Source organism: Pseudomonas syringae group sp. 243L2, from assembly GCF_032587875.1.
Classification (GTDB): Bacteria; Pseudomonadota; Gammaproteobacteria; order Pseudomonadales; family Pseudomonadaceae; genus Aquipseudomonas; species Aquipseudomonas amygdali.
Genome location: NZ_JAWHPL010000031.1, coordinates 96,678 through 113,408, shown reverse-complemented (window position 1 = coordinate 113,408; position 16,731 = coordinate 96,678). Strand labels below are relative to the sequence as shown.

The following is a 16,731-nucleotide window of genomic DNA, read 5'->3' as shown; positions in this document are numbered from 1 at the left end:
TTGCTCATTCTAGGCGCTGATCTGCAAAGCAACAGTTACAGCTGGGCGCAGTTAACGCCGCCAATTGTGTTCTTTACCCCTGACCGCCGTGATTGCGCTGATACGTCTCGCTGCCCATTGCCTGAATCTGACCTTCGATCAAGGCGTCGAAAGGCTTCAGCAGCGCCTCGAAAGAGCGTGGCGCTTCCAGCGTCTGCAACGTATGAACGATAGCCTCAAGCGTCGATAAGGCATCCGGACCCGGCGCTTTGCGCAAGCGATAACGCGAAACCGGCACAATGCCTGGTGTGACCCTTGGCAGGCCCGCCAACAAGGGGTTGAGGTGCAGCAGTTTGCGCGCCTTGCGCCAGGTGCCATCCGGCACGACCAGCAACATGGGCAGCGAGTTCTGCACATAGGGCAGCAACGTCTCGGCAGCGTCACCCGGAAACAGCAACCGCGCCTGATAGCCGGGCGGGTTCAAAAGCGTTTGCAGATCATCGAACACTTCCCCCACTCGCAACTGCGCATTGACCAGACCCAGTGCGGCCAGTCGCGCCGTATTCAACGCATGGCCGGCTTCATCGGGATGCTGCAGGATCAATACTCGCGTGCGGCTGTCCAGTTGCGGAATCAAGGCGCAGAGACAGTGCGGGACGGGACGCAGGCAACGTTTACAGCGGGCGCGGGGCATCGGTTCTTACTCGGACAATCCAAAAGGGTTAAAACATGCCGCGCTACGCCATGACCTTGAGCTCATCATAACCGCCTGTCGAACTGCGGCGCAGTTTAACCGGATAGCCCCCATTGCGCGGGGGTAGACCGTAGCTGCAACAGCGATTTGAGCTAGCCTTGAGGTTTGGGCTGGTGAAATGAAGTACGCCTGCTGAATCTGACAAGATCAACCTCAGGGGCTTTCATGAATCGCGAAGAAATCAAACAGAAGGTGTTTGACGCACTAGGCATCATTCTAGTGGATAAAAGCATGATTCACGAAGATGCCACCTTCATCGACCTGGCTTTTGAGGACGATGACATAGCGTGCCTGTTCGCGGCGCTGGGGGACGTCTTCAACTTCGCGTTTCCTGACCAGATCAAGGAACAGGCCATCACAAAGCCCGAGGACTTTTCCCTGCACATGATCATCGAGCTAATTCTGTTGATGGGAAACGAAGGCAACAAAACCAAGGGAAAACCCGGACATCGGCGTTGAATGCCAGCCTTGTATCGGGACACTCCTGTGCGTCCCGACCAGATTCAATATGCGCGCTGCCCAGCGAAGAGGGTCAGGCGAGAGGTTTACCGGCGTTGGCGACGACGATCATCATCGGCACGAACCGGAATGGGCTGCAGTTTTGGTCGTTCTATAAGACCCAATGCAACGCCTGCGTCATGGAGCCATTCTTGCAGTTTGCTATTCATAGAGCCCCCTTGAGGGAAATACCCGGCAGTCAATCTGTACACATCACTCACTAGAGATCATAGAAGCAAATGAACCGTTAGCCGAGTGCTACGGAAAACAATTTTCCGATACAGCCAATGTGACATTTGTACAGGCTCGCTTCTAGTCTTTGCGACGGACGGCCTGTTACTGAACGTTGCGCCGACGAGCCAAACTGATCATTCAGGCGGACTGATCAGGCCGTCATTGTCAGTCATAGCCCGTTCGAGCAAGTCCGCGGGCAGACTCTTGCTGGCACGCGCACCCAGCAGCTTGAGTTGCTCGCTACGGCTTATCAGGTTGCCGCGCCCCTCCGTCAGCTTGTTGCGCGCCGCCGAGTAGGCCTTGTCCAGTTGCTGCAGACGGTTGCCTACCTCGTCCAGATCCTGAATGAACAACACAAACTTGTCGTACAGCCAACCTGCCCGCTCGGCAATCTCGCGCGCGTTCTGGCTCTGACGTTCCTGCTTCCACAGGCTGTCGATGACCCGCAAGGTGGCCAGCAGTGTGGTGGGGCTGACAATCACGATGTTGCGATCAAAAGCTTCCTGAAACAGATTCGGCTCCGCCTGCAAGGCTGCAGAAAAAGCCGCTTCGATAGGCACGAAGAGTAGAACGAAATCCAGACTGTGAAGCCCCTCAAGACGCTTGTAATCCTTGCCCGAGAGGCCTTTGACGTGATTGCGCAGCGACAGCACATGTTGCTTGAGCGCAGCCTGACCGATAACGTCGTCATCAGCCGATACGTACTGCTGATAAGCCGTCAGGCTGACCTTGGCATCGACCACCACTTGTTTGTCACCGGGCAGCATGATCAGCACATCAGGCTGAAAGCGCTCGCCATCCGGCCCCTTGAGGCTTATTTGCGTCTGGTATTCACGGCCCTTTTCAAGCCCGGCATGCTCCAGCACCCGCTCAAGAATCAGTTCACCCCAGTTACCCTGGGTCTTCTGCCCTTTCAGGGCGCGCGTCAGGTTGGTGGCTTCATCGCTCAAACGTTGATTCAACTGCTGCAGACGCTCCAGCTCCTTCGCCAGCGAAAAACGTTCGCGGGCTTCGTTCTGATAACTTTCCTCGACGCGCTTTTCGAACGACTGGATGCGCTCCTTGAGCGGTGTGAGCAATTGCCCCAGTTGCTGCTGGCTGGTTTCGGCAAAACGCTGCTCACGCTCATCAAAGATCTTGCCTGCCAACTCGGCGAACTGCGCGCGCAGCTCATCCCGGGAACCCTGCAGGTCATTCAGGCGCTGCTGATGGCTGTCCTGCTGTTCACGCAACTCGGCATTCAATGCCGCGCACTGCGCATCCAGACGACGCAACTCGGCTTCTCTGCCGGCACGCTCATGATTCCAGGCATGCGCCGTTTCGCGAGCGCTATCGCCTTCCTGACGCAGCAACTCGACCTCGCGCCGCAGCGCTGCAAGGTCGGCCTGTTTGGCCGCATTGGCCTGGCTGAGGTCACTCACCTCGTCGCGGCAGGCATCCAGTTGCGCATTGAGGCCTTCCTGCGCCATCTGCGCCATGCTCAGGCGCTCGTCCAGCAGCGCGCTCTCGGCCTGACGAAGTGCCAGACGACGCTGCAACTGCCAGAGCAATGCCAACAAGGGCACAGCAGCTGCAGCAAGCCCCAGTAACAGGCTGTTCAGGTCCAGTGCCATAAAGACTCCATGCAGGCTGAATCATCGCCAGCGGCAGTGTGGGTAAGCGCGTGATAGTGCAGCAGAAACGTCGTCTAGGGCGAGGCAAGATCAACAGGCGGGGGCAAATCGGGGGAACGGATTGTACGCGCTTTCAGCAACGTGCACAGCCCCCATTTCGGGGACATTTCAGCCGGGACAATCCACAGAAGCTGTGGATAACTCAGTGGACAACCCCCCTTTAACTTCCGCAAACGCAAGCAGGATGCGGCCTGCGCTCAAACTGACGATTTTTTCACCAGCTAAAAAAAACGATGTTTTTCATTGACTTAATAATTCACCATCATAAATCAAACCCTTAGCAACGCTTGTGACAGTGATATGGCAGCTTGTTCAGCTAATGTGCACAACTCCTTGCCGGGGCTCTTTTCAGCCATTTCGGGCATCATATGATTGTTGCTCGATTGCATCTTATTCTCAATGAATACGTGGCTTTCAGCAGCCTTTCAACCACTGGGATCGACCTGTCGCCGACGCAGTCCACACCTCACCAGACGCCTTGAAAACAATGCAGGCGACAAATCATGCATCTCGCGGTCCAATCACTGCCAAAAAAGACCAAATATCAGCCACCAAGGATTCAGTGAAGGCCCCATGAAGGAGATAGTGAAGTTCTTCCTGCTGCTGATGGCCGTCTGCATCGTCGCCCTGGCCACCAGTATTGTCCTGCCACCGCCGGACGGCGGCGTCTTCGCCTACAGCGTGCTGTTGTCTGCAATTGCCCTGCTACTGATCATCTGCAGCGACCTGAGCAATGGACGTATCAACAAGACAGGCGACATCATGCGCGCCATCGAAGGCCGCAAGTCCCTGCGCCTGACCATCGCTGCCTACCTGCTCGGCTGCTCGATGGTCGCATCCGTGACCGTGCTGATCTTCCGTATGGTCGGGCACTGGTGAATTTTATTTACCGACGCTTGCAATACTTCGAAATGGCGGGTAGCATCACCGCCGTTAGTACCAAGCTGAAAATCAATTCCGGTCGACAAGTCCCCCGACAGACACTCCTCCATGCGACGAGAATGTTGGCAACAAGGGATCGACCACCTCGATGGTTTCCAGACATGAACCTTTCGCGCTGATGCACCATTTGGGGTGACAGTGCAGTCATGGCTCTCATGGTCTGCTTCAACCAGCCTGCAATTGATCAGGATCTTCACCCGGAGCGTAGAACCTTTGCTCCTGTTGTGTTGCCTGCCCTCCTAAGTACCTACCGGTCAGCCAGAGCGCCATACGATAAAGCGCGCTTCAACTGCCTGTCTTTGTTCCAGTCAGGTTCTCCGCCCAGCCAGGCTTTTGTATCAAATGTCGGCCCGCGTTTACTGGAATCTTTATTTATGCACGGTATTGTTCCGTGTTGTTTCAGGAAACACCTTGAATATGAATACTCAAACCCAACACGCAATTCACACATTGACCAATGCTTTTGCCCCGATGAACTGCCTGATCATGGCCGCTCGCAAAGGCTGTTTCAGTTTTACAATCGTCAACGAACACGGCATCGCCCGTCACAGCGAACGCCTGTACCCCGATCAGTACGCAAGCGCCGAACCGCTGCAAGCCGTGATCGAGCGTACTCGTCAAGCACTCATCGCCTGACGCAAACGATTCACTGCTCGCCAAAAGCCCCGCCCTGCAAAGCGGGGCTTTTTTATGCCCGCTCTATATTGAATTGACGACATTAACCAATGTGCAGCACTGGGACTTCGTCTAAATTGCAATTCCCACGGCTTCATCAAGATTGTCCTACAAGAATAGCTCTAAATCGGGCTCCTCAGCCTATAGCGCGCCATCGAAAATGTTGGTAATTTTCGACCGGTGAACAACAAGGAGTTCTAATAATGAAAATAATGACAAAAACACTGAACCGGACAACACTTGGACTCGCCCTGGGTCTGGCTTCTTCTCAACTGCTTGCAGCCGGTTTTGCCCTAAACGAACAAAGCATCAGCGGCATGGGCACAGGCTTTGCAGGTCGCTCCTCGTCAGCCGATGATGCAAGCACCGTATTCGGCAACCCTGCCGGCATGTCCCGAATCAAACGCGAACAAATCAGCGTCGGCGCCGCAGCCGTGATCGCCAAGACCGACATCAACAACGGTCGCGGCACATTCGGCGGCAGCAACGACGGTGACATGGTTCCGGTGGTCGGCGTGCCAATGGGCTATTACGTCAAACCTATCGATGATCACTGGGCATTTGGTCTGGGCGTGTACGTCCCGTTCGGCCTGGTCACTGATTACGAAAAAGGCTTCGCCGGCCGCTACTGGGGCGACAAGAGTCACGTCCAGATCGTGACCTTCCAGCCAACTGTCAGCTATGCATTCAATGACAAGGTTTCCATCGGTTTCGGCCCGACCATCAACCGCATCGACGGTGAACTGACCTCGGCAACATTGAACGCCGCAACACCGGGCCGTAATGACGGCAAGGTAAAGATCGAAGGCGATGACACCGCAATCGGCTTCAATGCCGGCATTCTGGTGCAGGCTACCGACACCACTCGTCTGGGCCTGACTTACCACTCCAAGGTCGATTACAAGCTCAAGGGCAAGACCAAGATCGAAGGCTCGGGTTTCGGCCCGTTCGGCGGCCAGAAGTACGATGCTTCGCTGGACATCTCCACGCCTGAGTCGGTTGACTTTTCTATCACCCAGCAACTCGACGAGAACTGGACTGTTTACGCAGGCAGTACCTGGACTCGCTGGAGCCGCCTGCAGGACATCACCGTCAACAACGATGGCGTCCCTGCTCTGCTGGGCGGTTCTGCCGGCCCAATCGGCACCATCACCGAAGAACAGAACTGGCACGACACCTGGGCGCACGCCATCGGTGCCTCGTACAAGGTCAATAAAGAGTGGACCCTGCGCACAGGTTTCTCCGTTGATCAGTCGCCGACCAACAACGTCAACCGCTCCCCACGCATCCCGACTGGCGATCGCAAGATCATCAGTTTCGGTGCAGGCTGGAGCCCGACCGACGACCTGACCATCGACGTGGCGTACTCGTACCTGCGTGAAGACGAAACCAAGATCCGCGACTCCAGCGCGACCAAAGGTTCGTACAGCGCTGACTACCGCAACACCGCTCACGGCCTGGGCACTTCGGTCACCTATCGCTTCTGATAGCAACTGCCAGGCTGAAAAAAGCCCGCAACCAGTAATGGTTACGGGCTTTTTATTGCGTGCCTGGTGCGCTCAGACCCGCATTGATTGACTGCCGCACAGATACTCCGCGTCATTGACTGGCTACCGTACAGATGCTCTGCCTCATGACTGACTATCGTGCCGACGCTCCGCGTCGGCATGCAGTTCTGGACGCTCTGCGTCCTCTTTGTGGCGCTCCGCGTCACACAAGGCTTCTGCGATGCCAGGCAGATTCAGACAACACTCAAGCCCGCCCTAAGGCTTCGACGCAATCGCCTTTTCAATGGCTGCGATCAGCTCAGGATCATCCGGCTTGGTCATGCTGGAGAAGTTGGCAATGACTTTACCCTGGCGATCAACCACGTACTTGTAGAAATTCCAGCGCGGCGCACTGCTTTGCTCGGCCAGCACCTTGAACAAATGGGTCGCATCATCGCCGCGTACGGCCTGCGGCTCGGTCATGGTGAAAGTCACGCCGTAATTGACGTAGCAGACCTTGGCGGTCTCCTCACCATCCTTGGCTTCCTGTTTGAAGTCATTGGACGGCACGCCCAACACCTCAAGCCCCTGCCCCTTGTAGCGCTGACTCAGCTCTTCAAGCCCTTTGAACTGTGGGGCAAAGCCACAGAAACTGGCGGTGTTGACCACCACCAGCGGCTTGCCGGCAAAGCGTTTGCACAGGTCGATGTTTTCCTTGGCGCGCAGCTTGGGCAACTCGCCCTGCAGCAGCGGCGGACAGTCGGCAGCCATTGCAGCGCCACTCATGGCCAGCAGCAGAAGAGGAATCGAAACAAAGCGAATGTTCATCATGGCGGCCCTGGATAATGTTGTCGTTTGTCGACACGCTACCCCATGCCAGGCTGTCTGCCTAGCAAGCGCCCATTCCCAGTTGCAACGCAGCCAGCCCAACGTGCTGCCAGGCCCACCAGACCAGCCCCAACACCACCGCGCCTGCGAGCACCGCCGCCAGTAGAGGCCAGCGACGGCTCATGCCAGGCTACCCTGCGCCTGCAACCTGGCCACCGGGCGCTCACGCACCGGCCAGTTCAACGCGGCGGCCAGCAGACTCAGCAGTATCGAGACTTGCCAGACAAGGTCGTAGTTGCCGGTACGGTCATACACCAGCCCGCCCAGCCAGCCGCCGAGGAATGCGCCTAACTGGTGAAACAGAAAGACGATACCGCCCAGCATCGACAGGTTACGCACACCAAACAGTGTCGCGACCGTGCCGTTGGTCAGCGGCACAGTCGACAGCCACAGCAGGCCCATTGCTACGCCGAACAGATAGGCAGTGGTCTGGCTCAACGGGACCCAGAGAAACAACACGATCACCACCGCGCGCAACAGATAAAGCGCGGTCAACAATCGAGGTTTGGACATGCGCCCGCCCAACCAGCCAGCGGTGTAGGTGCCAAAGATATTGAACAACCCGATCAAGGCCAGCACCGTTGTACCGACCTTGGCGGGCAAGTGTTGATCCACCAGATAGGCTGGCAGGTGCACGCCGATGAACACCACTTGAAAGCCACAGACGAAGAAACCCAGTGCCAGCAGCCAGAACCCCGAATGCGAGCAGGCTTCACGCAGCGCCTCGCCCAGCGTCAGCTCGATACCGGTAGACACGCTCGGCGTATCCTTGAGCATGCCTACCAAGGGCAGGATCAGAGCCACCATCAAGCCCAGCACCAGCAAGGCACCGGACCAGCCCAACCAGCTGATCAAACCCAGTGTGCCGGGCAACATGGCGAACTGGCCGAATGAACCCGCCGCGCTGGCGATCCCCATGCCCATGCTGCGTTTTTCCGCAGGCAGCGCGCGCCCGACGACACCCAGAATGACCGAAAAAGACGTGCCGGACAGACCAATACCGATCAGCAAACCAGCACTAAGGGAAAGACTCAGAGACGAATCAGCCATACTCATGCACAATAGCCCTGCCGCATACAGCACACCGCCAACGAAGACGACTTTGGCCGCGCCAAATCGATCTGCCAGCGCCCCGGCGAACGGCTGCGCCAGACCCCACATAAGGTTCTGCAAGGCGATGGCAAAGGCAAAGACCTCACGCCCCCAGCCAAAATCCGCGCTCATGGGCGCCAGAAACAGGCCGAAACCGTGCCGCGTGCCCAGCGAAAGCGCAAGGATCAACGCACTGCCCAGCAGAACCCAGCCGCTGGTACGCCAGATCGATGTCATGGTTAAGCTCCCTGCACTTTGTTACATGGTTTTACCTGCGAATCGCGAAGCTACGCGCTGCCGGTAAAAGCTGTCAACAAAGCGTTGTGCAGGGTCTCAAAGCAGCGCCAGCGTCAGCAGCACCGCCAATTCCAGCAGCTCGAGCAATGCCCCGGCCGTATCGCCGGTGCAGCCGCCCAGACGGCGCATCATCAACTGCCGCAGCCAGAAGAAACAAACGGCGCAGACCAGCAATACAGCTACCCCTGACCAGCCGGCGAGCAGCACGCACGCAATGGCAGTGGCGGCCAAAACCTTGCGTCCAGGGCCACGCGGCAGGTGATCGGCGAGCGCCTGCCCCAATCCCCCGGAACGCACATATGGTGTGCCCAGAAACAGCCCAAGCATGGCAGCGCGTCCGATCAGCGGCGCCAACAGCAGCCCGATACTGCTGTGACTTTCGATCAGCGCCAGAATCGCTGCAAATTTGAGCAGCAGCACCAGCACCAGCGTGACCACGGCAATCGGCCCGCTACGCGGGTCCTTCATGATCTGCAAGGTACGTTCGCGATCACCAAAACCGCCCAGCCAGGCGTCGGCACTGTCGGCCAGACCGTCCAGATGCAAGCCGCCACTGAGCAGCACCCAGGCGCTGAGTACCAACGCGGCATGCAGCATGAGCGGCGTACCACTGAGTAGCGCGCTGAAACTCAGCAGCAGCATGCCGAACACCACGCCTACCAGCGGGTAGAACAACAACGAACGCCCAAGCTCTTCCGGGCGCGGCATGCCGGGCAGACGAATGGGCAGGCTGCCGAGAAATTGCAAGGCGATCCAGAACGGCAGCATCTCAGACCTCCGTGATTACGCCATCAACAGCGACCTGAATCGACAGCAGTGCGCCATGGCCGACCACTACCTGCAACAGTTGCTCGCGCGGCAGCCCACGCGCCTGCGCCAGCAGCAGACGCATCACACCACCGTGACTGACCAGTAACACGCGTTCATCGGCATACACCTTATGCAGACGCGCCACCGCATTCAGCACCCGTGTCGAAAAATCGATCACTGGCTCGCCATTGGGCGGCGTGAAGGCGTAGGGATCGGCCCAGAACAGGCCCAAGCCTTCGGCATCGGTTTCCATGAGCTGCGCAGGGCTGTGGCCTTCCCAGTCGCCGAAATGCAGCTCCTGCAAACCAGGCTCCAGTTGCATGGGCAGCGACAGGCGCTGCGCCAGCTCTTCGGAAAAACGTGCACAGCGCTGCAAAGGCGAGCTGACAATCCGTTCCCAGGGACCGCCATCGGCCACTGCCGCACGCATCTGCTGCCAGCCGAGTTCGGTCAGAGCATCGTCGAGGCTGCCGCGCAGACCACCGCCCAGCTCTGTTTCGCCATGACGCAGCAAGTCCAGACGCAAGGTCATGCGGGGCGATCCGCCACTGCCGCTTCGGCAAACGTTGCCATGCCGTTGTGCAACTCACAGGCCAGACGCACCAACGGCACCGCCAACGCTGCGCCACTGCCCTCGCCCAGACGCAAGCCGAGGTCCAGCAGCGGTTCGGCCTGTAGCGTTTCCAGCAAGTGCCGGTGGCCCGGTTCGGCGCCACGGTGGCCGAACAACAGCCAGTTGCGGCAAGACGGATTCAGGCGCACCGCCACCAACGCGGCCACGCTGCAAATGAAACCGTCGACCAGCGCCACGATGCCTTCCTGCGCACAGGCCAGATAAGCGCCAGTCAGCGCGGCAATCTCGAAACCACCTAGGCAGAACAGGCTATGCAGCGGGTCGCCCGCCTGCTCGGCATGCAGCGCCAGTGCGCGTTCGATGACACGGGTCTTGTGCTCGATGCCCTCGGCGTTCAGCCCGGTGCCGGGACCGACCAGCAACGGCGCGGCACATTCCAGCACCGAGCAGGCGACGGCGCTGGCCGCCGTGGTATTGCCGATGCCCATCTCGCCACCGATAAACAGCTCGGTGCCGATCGCCTTGGCGCGCAACACGCTGTCGCGCCCGGCCTGTAGAGCAGCAAGCCCCTGTTCGGCGCTCATGGCTGGCCCGTGGGCGAAATTGGCGGTGCCCGCGCCGATGCGCAAATGACGCACGCCCGGCAAATCCAGAGGCGCCACGGTACCCAGATCCACCACGTCCAGCTGCGCCGAGAGCTGGCGCGCCAGCACGCTGATCGCTGCGCCACCGTTGACGAAGTTATGCAGCATCTGGCCGGTGACTTCCTGTGGATAGGCCGATACACCTTCGGCCACCACACCATGATCGCCGGCAAAGATCGCGATCCACAATTTGTCGGCAGCCGGACGCTCGCGCCCTTGCAGGCCGGCAAGCTGTACCGCCAGACGCTCCAGTTGTGCCAGCGAACCCGCCGGCTTGGTCAACTGTTGCTGACGGGCCAGTGCCGCCTCGCGCATCGGTACATCAATGGCCTGTGCAGGCTTGAGCCACCAGGAATTACTCATAGCGCGGTTCCTTTCAACGTCAGGGGCAAGCCGGCAACGGTCAACACGACACGCTGGCAACGCTCGGCCAGCGCCTGATGCAACAGGCCGGCTTCATCGACATAGCGACGGGTCAGTTCGCCGAGCGGCACGACGCCAAGCCCGGTTTCGTTGCTGACAAAAATGATTTCACCCGGCAGCCCGGCAAGGCTGTCGAGCAGGGATTCACGTTCTTGAAGCAGGCGCTCGGGGTTGTCGAGCATCAGCAGATTGGTCAGCCAGAGGGTCAGGCAATCGACTAGCAGGCAGCAATCGGGCGCCGCATTTTCGCGCAGCACCCGCGCCAGCTCGAGCGGTTCTTCGACCAGCCCCCAGTGCTCGGGGCGACGGGCGCGATGGCTGGCCACGCGCTGGTTCATTTCGCCATCGAGAGGCTGGCTAGTGGCGATGTAGATCACCTTCAGCGCTGAGTCGGCAGCCAGTTTCTCAGCCAGGCGACTCTTGCCGGAACGTGCACCGCCAAGGATTAGTTGCAGCATTTCAGTTTGCCCCCAGACCGCACAATTCGCGAAGCAGCTGGCCGTCCAGGTGTTTTTCCACCAGGTCCGCCAGACGTTCTATGTCGCGCTCGCGCAGGGCGTGATAGTCGACGGACTGCACGTTCGCCAATCCCGCCCAGCGCAGTAACGCGCTACAGGCCGCAGGTGATTCGAACAGGCCGTGCAGGTAAGTCCCGAGCACCTGCCCGTCGACACTCTGCGCGCCATCGCAACGCCCGTCGTCCAGTTGCACGGCAGCCTGCTCCAGCGCCGGCCCTGTCGTTACCCCGGCATGAATTTCGTAGCCGCTGACCTCGGCGTCTTCCAGGGTCAGACGACCGCGCACATTGCGCAGTTGCTTTTCCGCTTCCAGCACCGTGCTCATTGCCAGTAGGCCAAACCCGGCGCTGGACCCGGCTGCGCCTTCCAGCCCGAGAGGATCGTGCACCTGCTCACCGAGCATTTGCAGGCCGCCGCAGATCCCCATCAGCTTGCCGCCATAACGCAAATGCCGCTCGATGGCGGTGTCCCAGCCACTGTTACGCAGGTAGTTCAGATCGCTGCGCACGCTTTTCGAGCCGGGCAGAATGATCAGGTCCGCAGGAGGAATCGCCTGGCCGGGACCGATGAACTGCAGATTGACCTGAGGGTGCAGGCGCAGCGGGTCGAAATCAGTGTGATTACTGATGCGAGGCAGCACCGGGACCACCACGTTCAGCACATGCTCGACCTTGTCGGTCTGACGCTGATCGAGACCGTCTTCGGCCTCCAGGTGAAGGTCCATCACATAAGGCAACACGCCAACCACCGGTTTGCCGGTGCGCGCCTCCAGCCAGTCCAGGCCTGGCTGCAGCAAGGCGATGTCGCCGCGAAAACGATTGATGATGAACCCCTTGACCCGCGCCTGTTCGCTGGGCGACAGCAACTCTAGCGTGCCGACCAGATGGGCAAAGACTCCGCCGCGATTGATGTCGGCAATCAATAGCACCGGGCAGTCGACCGCCTCGGCAAAGCCCATGTTGGCGATATCGTTGGCGCGCAGGTTGATCTCGGCCGGAGAGCCCGCGCCTTCTACCATGATCACCGGGTAGCTTTCCCCCAACCGCTGATGCGACTCCAGCACCGCCTGCATGGCGATCTCTTTATAGCCGTGGTAAGCCACCGCATTCATGGTAGTGACGGCGCGGCCGTGAATGATCACCTGCGCACCGGTATCACTGTTGGGCTTGAGCAGCACCGGGTTCATGTCGGTGTGCGGCTCCAGAAAGCACGCCTGCGCCTGCACCGCCTGGGCGCGGCCGATTTCGCCGCCGTCCGCCGTTACAGCGCTGTTGAGCGCCATGTTCTGCGGTTTGAATGGCACGACCTTGACGCCCTGTCGGGTCAGCCAGCGGCACAGTGCCGTCACCAGTGTGCTTTTGCCGGCGTCGGAGGTGGTGCCTTGTACCATCAGCGTGGTCATGGGTATTCCTTGCGGTATTCAAGCAGAACAGTGTGCAAACGCAGCCAGTCGGCCTCGTCGCGGGGCAGACCGAAGCGCAGGCTGGCGGACTCGGGTGTGCCGCCCTTGAAAAGACGCAACAATACGCCACGTCGCGCACAGAACTCATAGAGCGTTTGCGCTTCAGGGGTCAACCGCCACTGAAACAGCGCACAGCCGCCCTGCGGGCTCAGCCCGTACTGGTCGAGCAAAGCCACCAGACGCTCGCGAGCCTGCTCGCTGCGTTGACGCTGACGGGCGTGCCCTTCCTGATCATTGAGGCACACCTGACCGATGATTCGTGTTGGCCCGCTGACCGACCATGGGCCGATTTCCTGCGCCAGCATCCTCAGCAATACCGGCTCGGCCATGACAAAACCGAGCCTGACACCGGCCAGGCCAAAAAACTTGCCGAACGAGCGCAGCACAATCAGCCCGGTGCGCCACGTTTCGGCAGCCAGGCTCAGGCCCGGCGTGTTATCCATGAACGCCTCATCGACGACCAGCCAGCCACCGCGCTCGGCCAGTCGTGCATGCCACTCCAGCAGGCGCTCGGCGCTCAGGTGCAGGCCGGTCGGATTGTTCGGATTGACCACCACCAGCACATCAAGAGAGTCGAGAAAGTATTCGACCTCCTGCTCGCCTATCTCGCGGACCACGAAGCCGTTCTTGCGCCATGCATGTGCATGCTCGGCGTAGCAGGGCGACAGCACGCCAACCCGACCTCCGCTGCGTACCCGCGGTAACGCTTGAATCGCGGCCTGCGAGCCGGACACCGGCAATAAGCGAGGTACGCCGTAATAGCGGCAGGCCGCTGCTTCCAGGCCATCATCGGTCTCGGGCAAACGCGCCCATGCACGCGTCGGAATCTCCGGGATGGGCCACGACCAGGGTGCAATGCCCGTGGACAGGTCCAGCCAGTCAGCCAGTTCGATACCGTAATGCTGCGCTGCGGCGCGCAACCGACCGCCGTGCTCAAGCATAGAATTCAGCTACCACGCATATGACCAGCAACCACAACCAGACGCCGCGCTGCACCAGTTGCCAGCCGCGATCAATGGAGTCTGCATCGGCAGGTGCACCTTCACCCAATTGCGGACGCTGATGCAGCTCGCCGTGATAGATCGCCGCCCCGCCCAGTTCGACACCCAGCGCACCCGCGCCAGCGGCCATCACCGGACCTGCATTCGGACTGTCCCAGGCCGGGGCCTGCGTACGCCAGCAGCGCAGCGCCAGCCGGGTCTTGCCCAGCAAGGCGTAAGTCAATGCCACAAGGCGTGCAGGAAGGTAGTTGAGCACATCGTCGATCCTTGCCGCAGCCCAGCCGAAACGCTCGAAGCGCTCGTTGCGGTAGCCCCACATGGCGTCCAGCGTGTTGCTCAGCCGGTACAGCACCACGCCGGGCGCACCGGCCACGACAAACCAGAACAGCGCGGCGAACACCGCATCACTGCCGTTCTCCAGCACTGATTCGGTAGCTGCGCGGGCCACTTCGGTGGCATCCAGTTCGCTGGTCTGGCGACTGACCAGATAACCGACCCGCTGGCGTGCCTCGACCAGATCGTCACTGCGCAACGCTTGCGCCACCGGCTGAACATGTTCGCCCAGGCTGCGCATGCCCAGCGCGCAATACAGCGCCAGAACCTCGACCAGCCAGCCAATACCGGGCAACCAGCTCAGTAGCGTGGCCAGCAGCGTCAACGGCATTACGGTGATAACCCAGGCGGTAACGCCATGACTGCGCCAGCCACGGCCACCGCTGTTGAAACGCTGCTCGACCCGATTGGCGAAGTTGCCGAACGCTACCAGCGGATGCCATCGTTTTGGCTCACCGAGCAGCGCATCCAGTGCGACCCCGGCGACGCTCAACAGCGCCACACTCATTGATTCACTCCCCATTGATTCTCGTACAGCAGCTCGTGCAGCGGACGCGCCTGCGCCCAGCCTTCCATCACCAGCATTGGCGCAGGATAGAATTCCTTGACCGGCCCCAGGCAAATGATCGCCAGCGGCTTCGCGCCGTCAGGCATGCCCAGCAGTTCGGCCAATGCCTCGGGGTCGAACAGCGACACCCAGCCCATGCCCAGCCCCTCGGCACGCGATGCCAGCCACAGGTTCTGGATCGCGCAGGACAGCGATGCCATGTCCATTTCCGGCAAGGTGCGGCGGCCGAAAATATGCTGTTCACGGCCTTCCATCAGTGCGGCGACCAACACCTCTGCGCAGTCATTGATTCCTTCGACCTTGAGTTTCATGAACTCGTCGGTGCGCTCGCCCAGTGCCTGGGCAGTGCGGATACGTTCATCTTCTACCTGCGCCTGCATTTTTCCGCGCAACGCCGGATCGCTGATGCGAATGAAGCGCCACGGCTGCATCAGCCCGACACTGGGTGCCTGGTGTGCGGCTTCCAGCAAGCGCGCCAGCAACTCGGGCGCCACCGTACCGCCGACGAAGTGGCGCATGTCGCGACGCTCGGCGATGGCCCGGTACACCGCAGCCCGCTCTTCAGGGCTGAACGCTTGTTCGGTCATGGTTTGAACAGCGCCGCAATCGCCTGAGGGCAGGAAGGGAAATAGAAATGCACGTAGGACGCGGTCAGACGACCCAGGCGGTAGACTGCCTCTGCGCCACGCCCGCCGTTGGGGCTCACGCCACGGGCAATCGGCTGCAACTCGGTGCTGGTCAGCGAATGGTGATACGTGTGACCGTGCAACGTACCCTCGGGCAGCTCAACCGCTTGCAAGGCCAGCGCCGCCAGACGCTTCTGCATGACCGCCTCACCGGACAGCAAGCCGACCAGTTCGGCGCGCACGCCCTCCACATCGGTCAGGGCTTCGAGTAAATAAAGCATGCCGCCGCACTCGGCCAGAATCGGCTTGCCAGCGATATGGTGCGCCCTGATCGATGCCTGCATCGTCAGGTTTTCCGCCAAAGCAACGTGGTGCAACTCCGGGTAGCCACCCGGCAGGTACAGGCTGTCGGCGTCGGGCAGCTCACGATCATGGATCGGCGAGAAGAAACTCAGCTCTGCGCCCATGTTTCGCAGCAGGTCCAGGCTTGCGCCGTACAGAAAGGCAAAGGCCTCGTCGCGGGCAATGGCGATGCGCACACCGCTGAGCAGCGGCTCGACCTGAACCGGGTCGGGCGCGGTAAAGGTTACGGCTGGCGGCAAGGCCACTTCGCAGGTGCTGGCCAGCGCGGCGGCAGCCATGTCCAGCCGCACATCCAGATCATTGAGTTCGCTGGCCTGGACCAGCCCCAGATGGCGGCTGGGCAATTCGAAACCGACTTCCCGGGACAGTGCGCCATACCAGCGCAGGCCTTCGGTCAGACTGTTTTCCAGCAACTGCGCGTGGCGTACCGTGCCAACCCGATTGGCCAGCACGCCGGCAAACGGCAGATCCGGCTGATAACGCGCCAGCCCGAGCGCCAGCGCGCCAAACGTCTGCGCCATCGCCGTGCCGTCGATCACCCCCAACACCGGTACGCCAAAGTGGCGGGCCAGATCAGCGCTGGACGGTGTGCCGTCGAACAACCCCATGACGCCTTCGATCAGGATCAGGTCAGCCTCATCTGCGGCTTCCCACAACAGGCGACGGCTTTCGTCGGCACCGACCATCCACATGTCCAGCTGGTAGACCGGTGCGCCGCTGGCCCGCTCGAGAATCATCGGGTCGAGAAAATCCGGCCCGCACTTGAACACCCGGACCTTGCGGCCCTGGTTGCGGTGCAAACGTGCCAGTGCCGCGGTGACGGTAGTCTTGCCTTGCCCGGAGGCAGGCGCGGCGATCAAAACCGCCGGGCAATCGCGCGGAGCTCTCAT

The 16,731-nt window shown here is 60.3% G+C and carries 19 protein-coding genes; 4 read left to right on the top strand and 15 right to left on the bottom strand.

What is annotated here, in order from left to right; all coding sequences use genetic code 11:
- Window positions 1-73: 73 nt before the first annotated feature.
- Window positions 74-673 (bottom strand): tRNA-uridine aminocarboxypropyltransferase, encoded by a 600-nt coding sequence (locus RYB66_RS20520; RefSeq protein WP_002554584.1) that lies wholly within the window; start codon window positions 671-673, stop codon window positions 74-76.
- A 225-nt stretch (window positions 674-898) separates the two neighbouring features.
- Between RYB66_RS20520 and RYB66_RS20515 the strand changes: the two genes are divergently transcribed.
- Window positions 899-1,192: a hypothetical protein gene (locus RYB66_RS20515; protein ID WP_016981431.1), complete on the top strand. Its 294-nt coding sequence runs from the start codon at window positions 899-901 to the stop codon at window positions 1,190-1,192.
- Window positions 1,193-1,278: 86 nt separating this feature from the next.
- Here the strand turns inward: RYB66_RS20515 and RYB66_RS20510 are convergent, their stop codons facing one another.
- Window positions 1,279-1,401, bottom strand: coding sequence for a PA1414 family protein (locus tag RYB66_RS20510; RefSeq protein ID WP_101165338.1), 123 nt, complete (start codon window positions 1,399-1,401; stop codon window positions 1,279-1,281).
- A 198-nt stretch (window positions 1,402-1,599) separates the two neighbouring features.
- Window positions 1,600-2,964: a DNA recombination protein RmuC gene (rmuC, locus tag RYB66_RS20505; RefSeq protein WP_162836993.1), complete on the bottom strand. Its 1,365-nt coding sequence runs from the start codon at window positions 2,962-2,964 to the stop codon at window positions 1,600-1,602.
- Between the two features lie 747 nt (window positions 2,965-3,711).
- On the opposite strand from rmuC, the gene RYB66_RS20500 reads away from it, so the two are divergent.
- The 3 genes from RYB66_RS20500 (at window position 3,712) to RYB66_RS20490 (ending at window position 6,242) form a co-directional block, all read left to right on the top strand.
- The gene (locus tag RYB66_RS20500; protein ID WP_005744718.1) at window positions 3,712-4,017 is read left to right on the top strand and encodes a hypothetical protein; all 306 of its coding nucleotides are present in this window, start codon (window positions 3,712-3,714) and stop codon (window positions 4,015-4,017) included.
- A gap of 480 nt (window positions 4,018-4,497) precedes the next feature.
- Window positions 4,498-4,716: a hypothetical protein gene (locus RYB66_RS20495; protein ID WP_002554588.1), complete on the top strand. Its 219-nt coding sequence runs from the start codon at window positions 4,498-4,500 to the stop codon at window positions 4,714-4,716.
- A gap of 242 nt (window positions 4,717-4,958) precedes the next feature.
- The gene (locus RYB66_RS20490) at window positions 4,959-6,242 is read left to right on the top strand and encodes an OmpP1/FadL family transporter (RefSeq protein WP_410478416.1); all 1,284 of its coding nucleotides are present in this window, start codon (window positions 4,959-4,961) and stop codon (window positions 6,240-6,242) included.
- Between the two features lie 276 nt (window positions 6,243-6,518).
- Here RYB66_RS20490 and RYB66_RS20485 read toward each other — a convergent pair whose 3' ends face one another.
- From RYB66_RS20485 to RYB66_RS20430, 12 genes are all read right to left on the bottom strand, one after another.
- On the bottom strand, window positions 6,519-7,070 hold the full coding sequence (locus RYB66_RS20485; protein WP_002554590.1) for a glutathione peroxidase: 552 nt from the start codon (window positions 7,068-7,070) through the stop codon (window positions 6,519-6,521).
- 61 nt (window positions 7,071-7,131) lie between these two features.
- Complete coding sequence (locus RYB66_RS20480; protein ID WP_002554591.1) at window positions 7,132-7,254, bottom strand: hypothetical protein; 123 nt, start codon at window positions 7,252-7,254, stop codon at window positions 7,132-7,134.
- On the bottom strand, window positions 7,251-8,459 hold the full coding sequence (locus tag RYB66_RS20475; RefSeq protein WP_410478415.1) for an MFS transporter: 1,209 nt from the start codon (window positions 8,457-8,459) through the stop codon (window positions 7,251-7,253). The genes RYB66_RS20480 and RYB66_RS20475 overlap by 4 nt, the downstream gene beginning before the upstream one ends.
- A 96-nt stretch (window positions 8,460-8,555) precedes the next feature.
- The gene (locus tag RYB66_RS20470; RefSeq protein WP_316895315.1) at window positions 8,556-9,287 is read right to left on the bottom strand and encodes an adenosylcobinamide-GDP ribazoletransferase; all 732 of its coding nucleotides are present in this window, start codon (window positions 9,285-9,287) and stop codon (window positions 8,556-8,558) included.
- Window position 9,288: 1 nt separating this feature from the next.
- The gene (cobC, locus tag RYB66_RS20465) at window positions 9,289-9,861 is read right to left on the bottom strand and encodes an alpha-ribazole phosphatase family protein (RefSeq protein ID WP_316895313.1); all 573 of its coding nucleotides are present in this window, start codon (window positions 9,859-9,861) and stop codon (window positions 9,289-9,291) included.
- On the bottom strand, window positions 9,858-10,910 hold the full coding sequence (cobT, locus tag RYB66_RS20460) for a nicotinate-nucleotide--dimethylbenzimidazole phosphoribosyltransferase (RefSeq protein ID WP_316895311.1): 1,053 nt from the start codon (window positions 10,908-10,910) through the stop codon (window positions 9,858-9,860). The genes cobC and cobT overlap by 4 nt, the downstream gene beginning before the upstream one ends.
- Entirely contained in the window at window positions 10,907-11,428 is a 522-nt protein-coding gene (gene cobU / locus RYB66_RS20455) for a bifunctional adenosylcobinamide kinase/adenosylcobinamide-phosphate guanylyltransferase (RefSeq protein ID WP_054078258.1), read from the bottom strand. Before cobU ends, cobT begins: the two co-directional genes overlap by 4 nt.
- 1 nt (window position 11,429) lies before the next feature.
- Complete coding sequence (locus tag RYB66_RS20450; protein WP_316895309.1) at window positions 11,430-12,890, bottom strand: cobyric acid synthase; 1,461 nt, start codon at window positions 12,888-12,890, stop codon at window positions 11,430-11,432.
- The gene (gene cobD, locus RYB66_RS20445; RefSeq protein ID WP_005782613.1) at window positions 12,887-13,891 is read right to left on the bottom strand and encodes a threonine-phosphate decarboxylase CobD; all 1,005 of its coding nucleotides are present in this window, start codon (window positions 13,889-13,891) and stop codon (window positions 12,887-12,889) included. Before cobD ends, RYB66_RS20450 begins: the two co-directional genes overlap by 4 nt.
- Window positions 13,884-14,792: an adenosylcobinamide-phosphate synthase CbiB gene (gene cbiB, locus RYB66_RS20440; protein WP_316895307.1), complete on the bottom strand. Its 909-nt coding sequence runs from the start codon at window positions 14,790-14,792 to the stop codon at window positions 13,884-13,886. Before cbiB ends, cobD begins: the two co-directional genes overlap by 8 nt.
- A complete protein-coding gene (gene bluB, locus RYB66_RS20435; RefSeq protein ID WP_004657236.1) occupies window positions 14,789-15,439 on the bottom strand; it encodes a 5,6-dimethylbenzimidazole synthase in 651 nt (216 codons plus the stop codon). The genes cbiB and bluB overlap by 4 nt, the downstream gene beginning before the upstream one ends.
- Window positions 15,436-16,731: a cobyrinate a,c-diamide synthase gene (locus RYB66_RS20430; protein ID WP_004657233.1), complete on the bottom strand. Its 1,296-nt coding sequence runs from the start codon at window positions 16,729-16,731 to the stop codon at window positions 15,436-15,438. Before RYB66_RS20430 ends, bluB begins: the two co-directional genes overlap by 4 nt.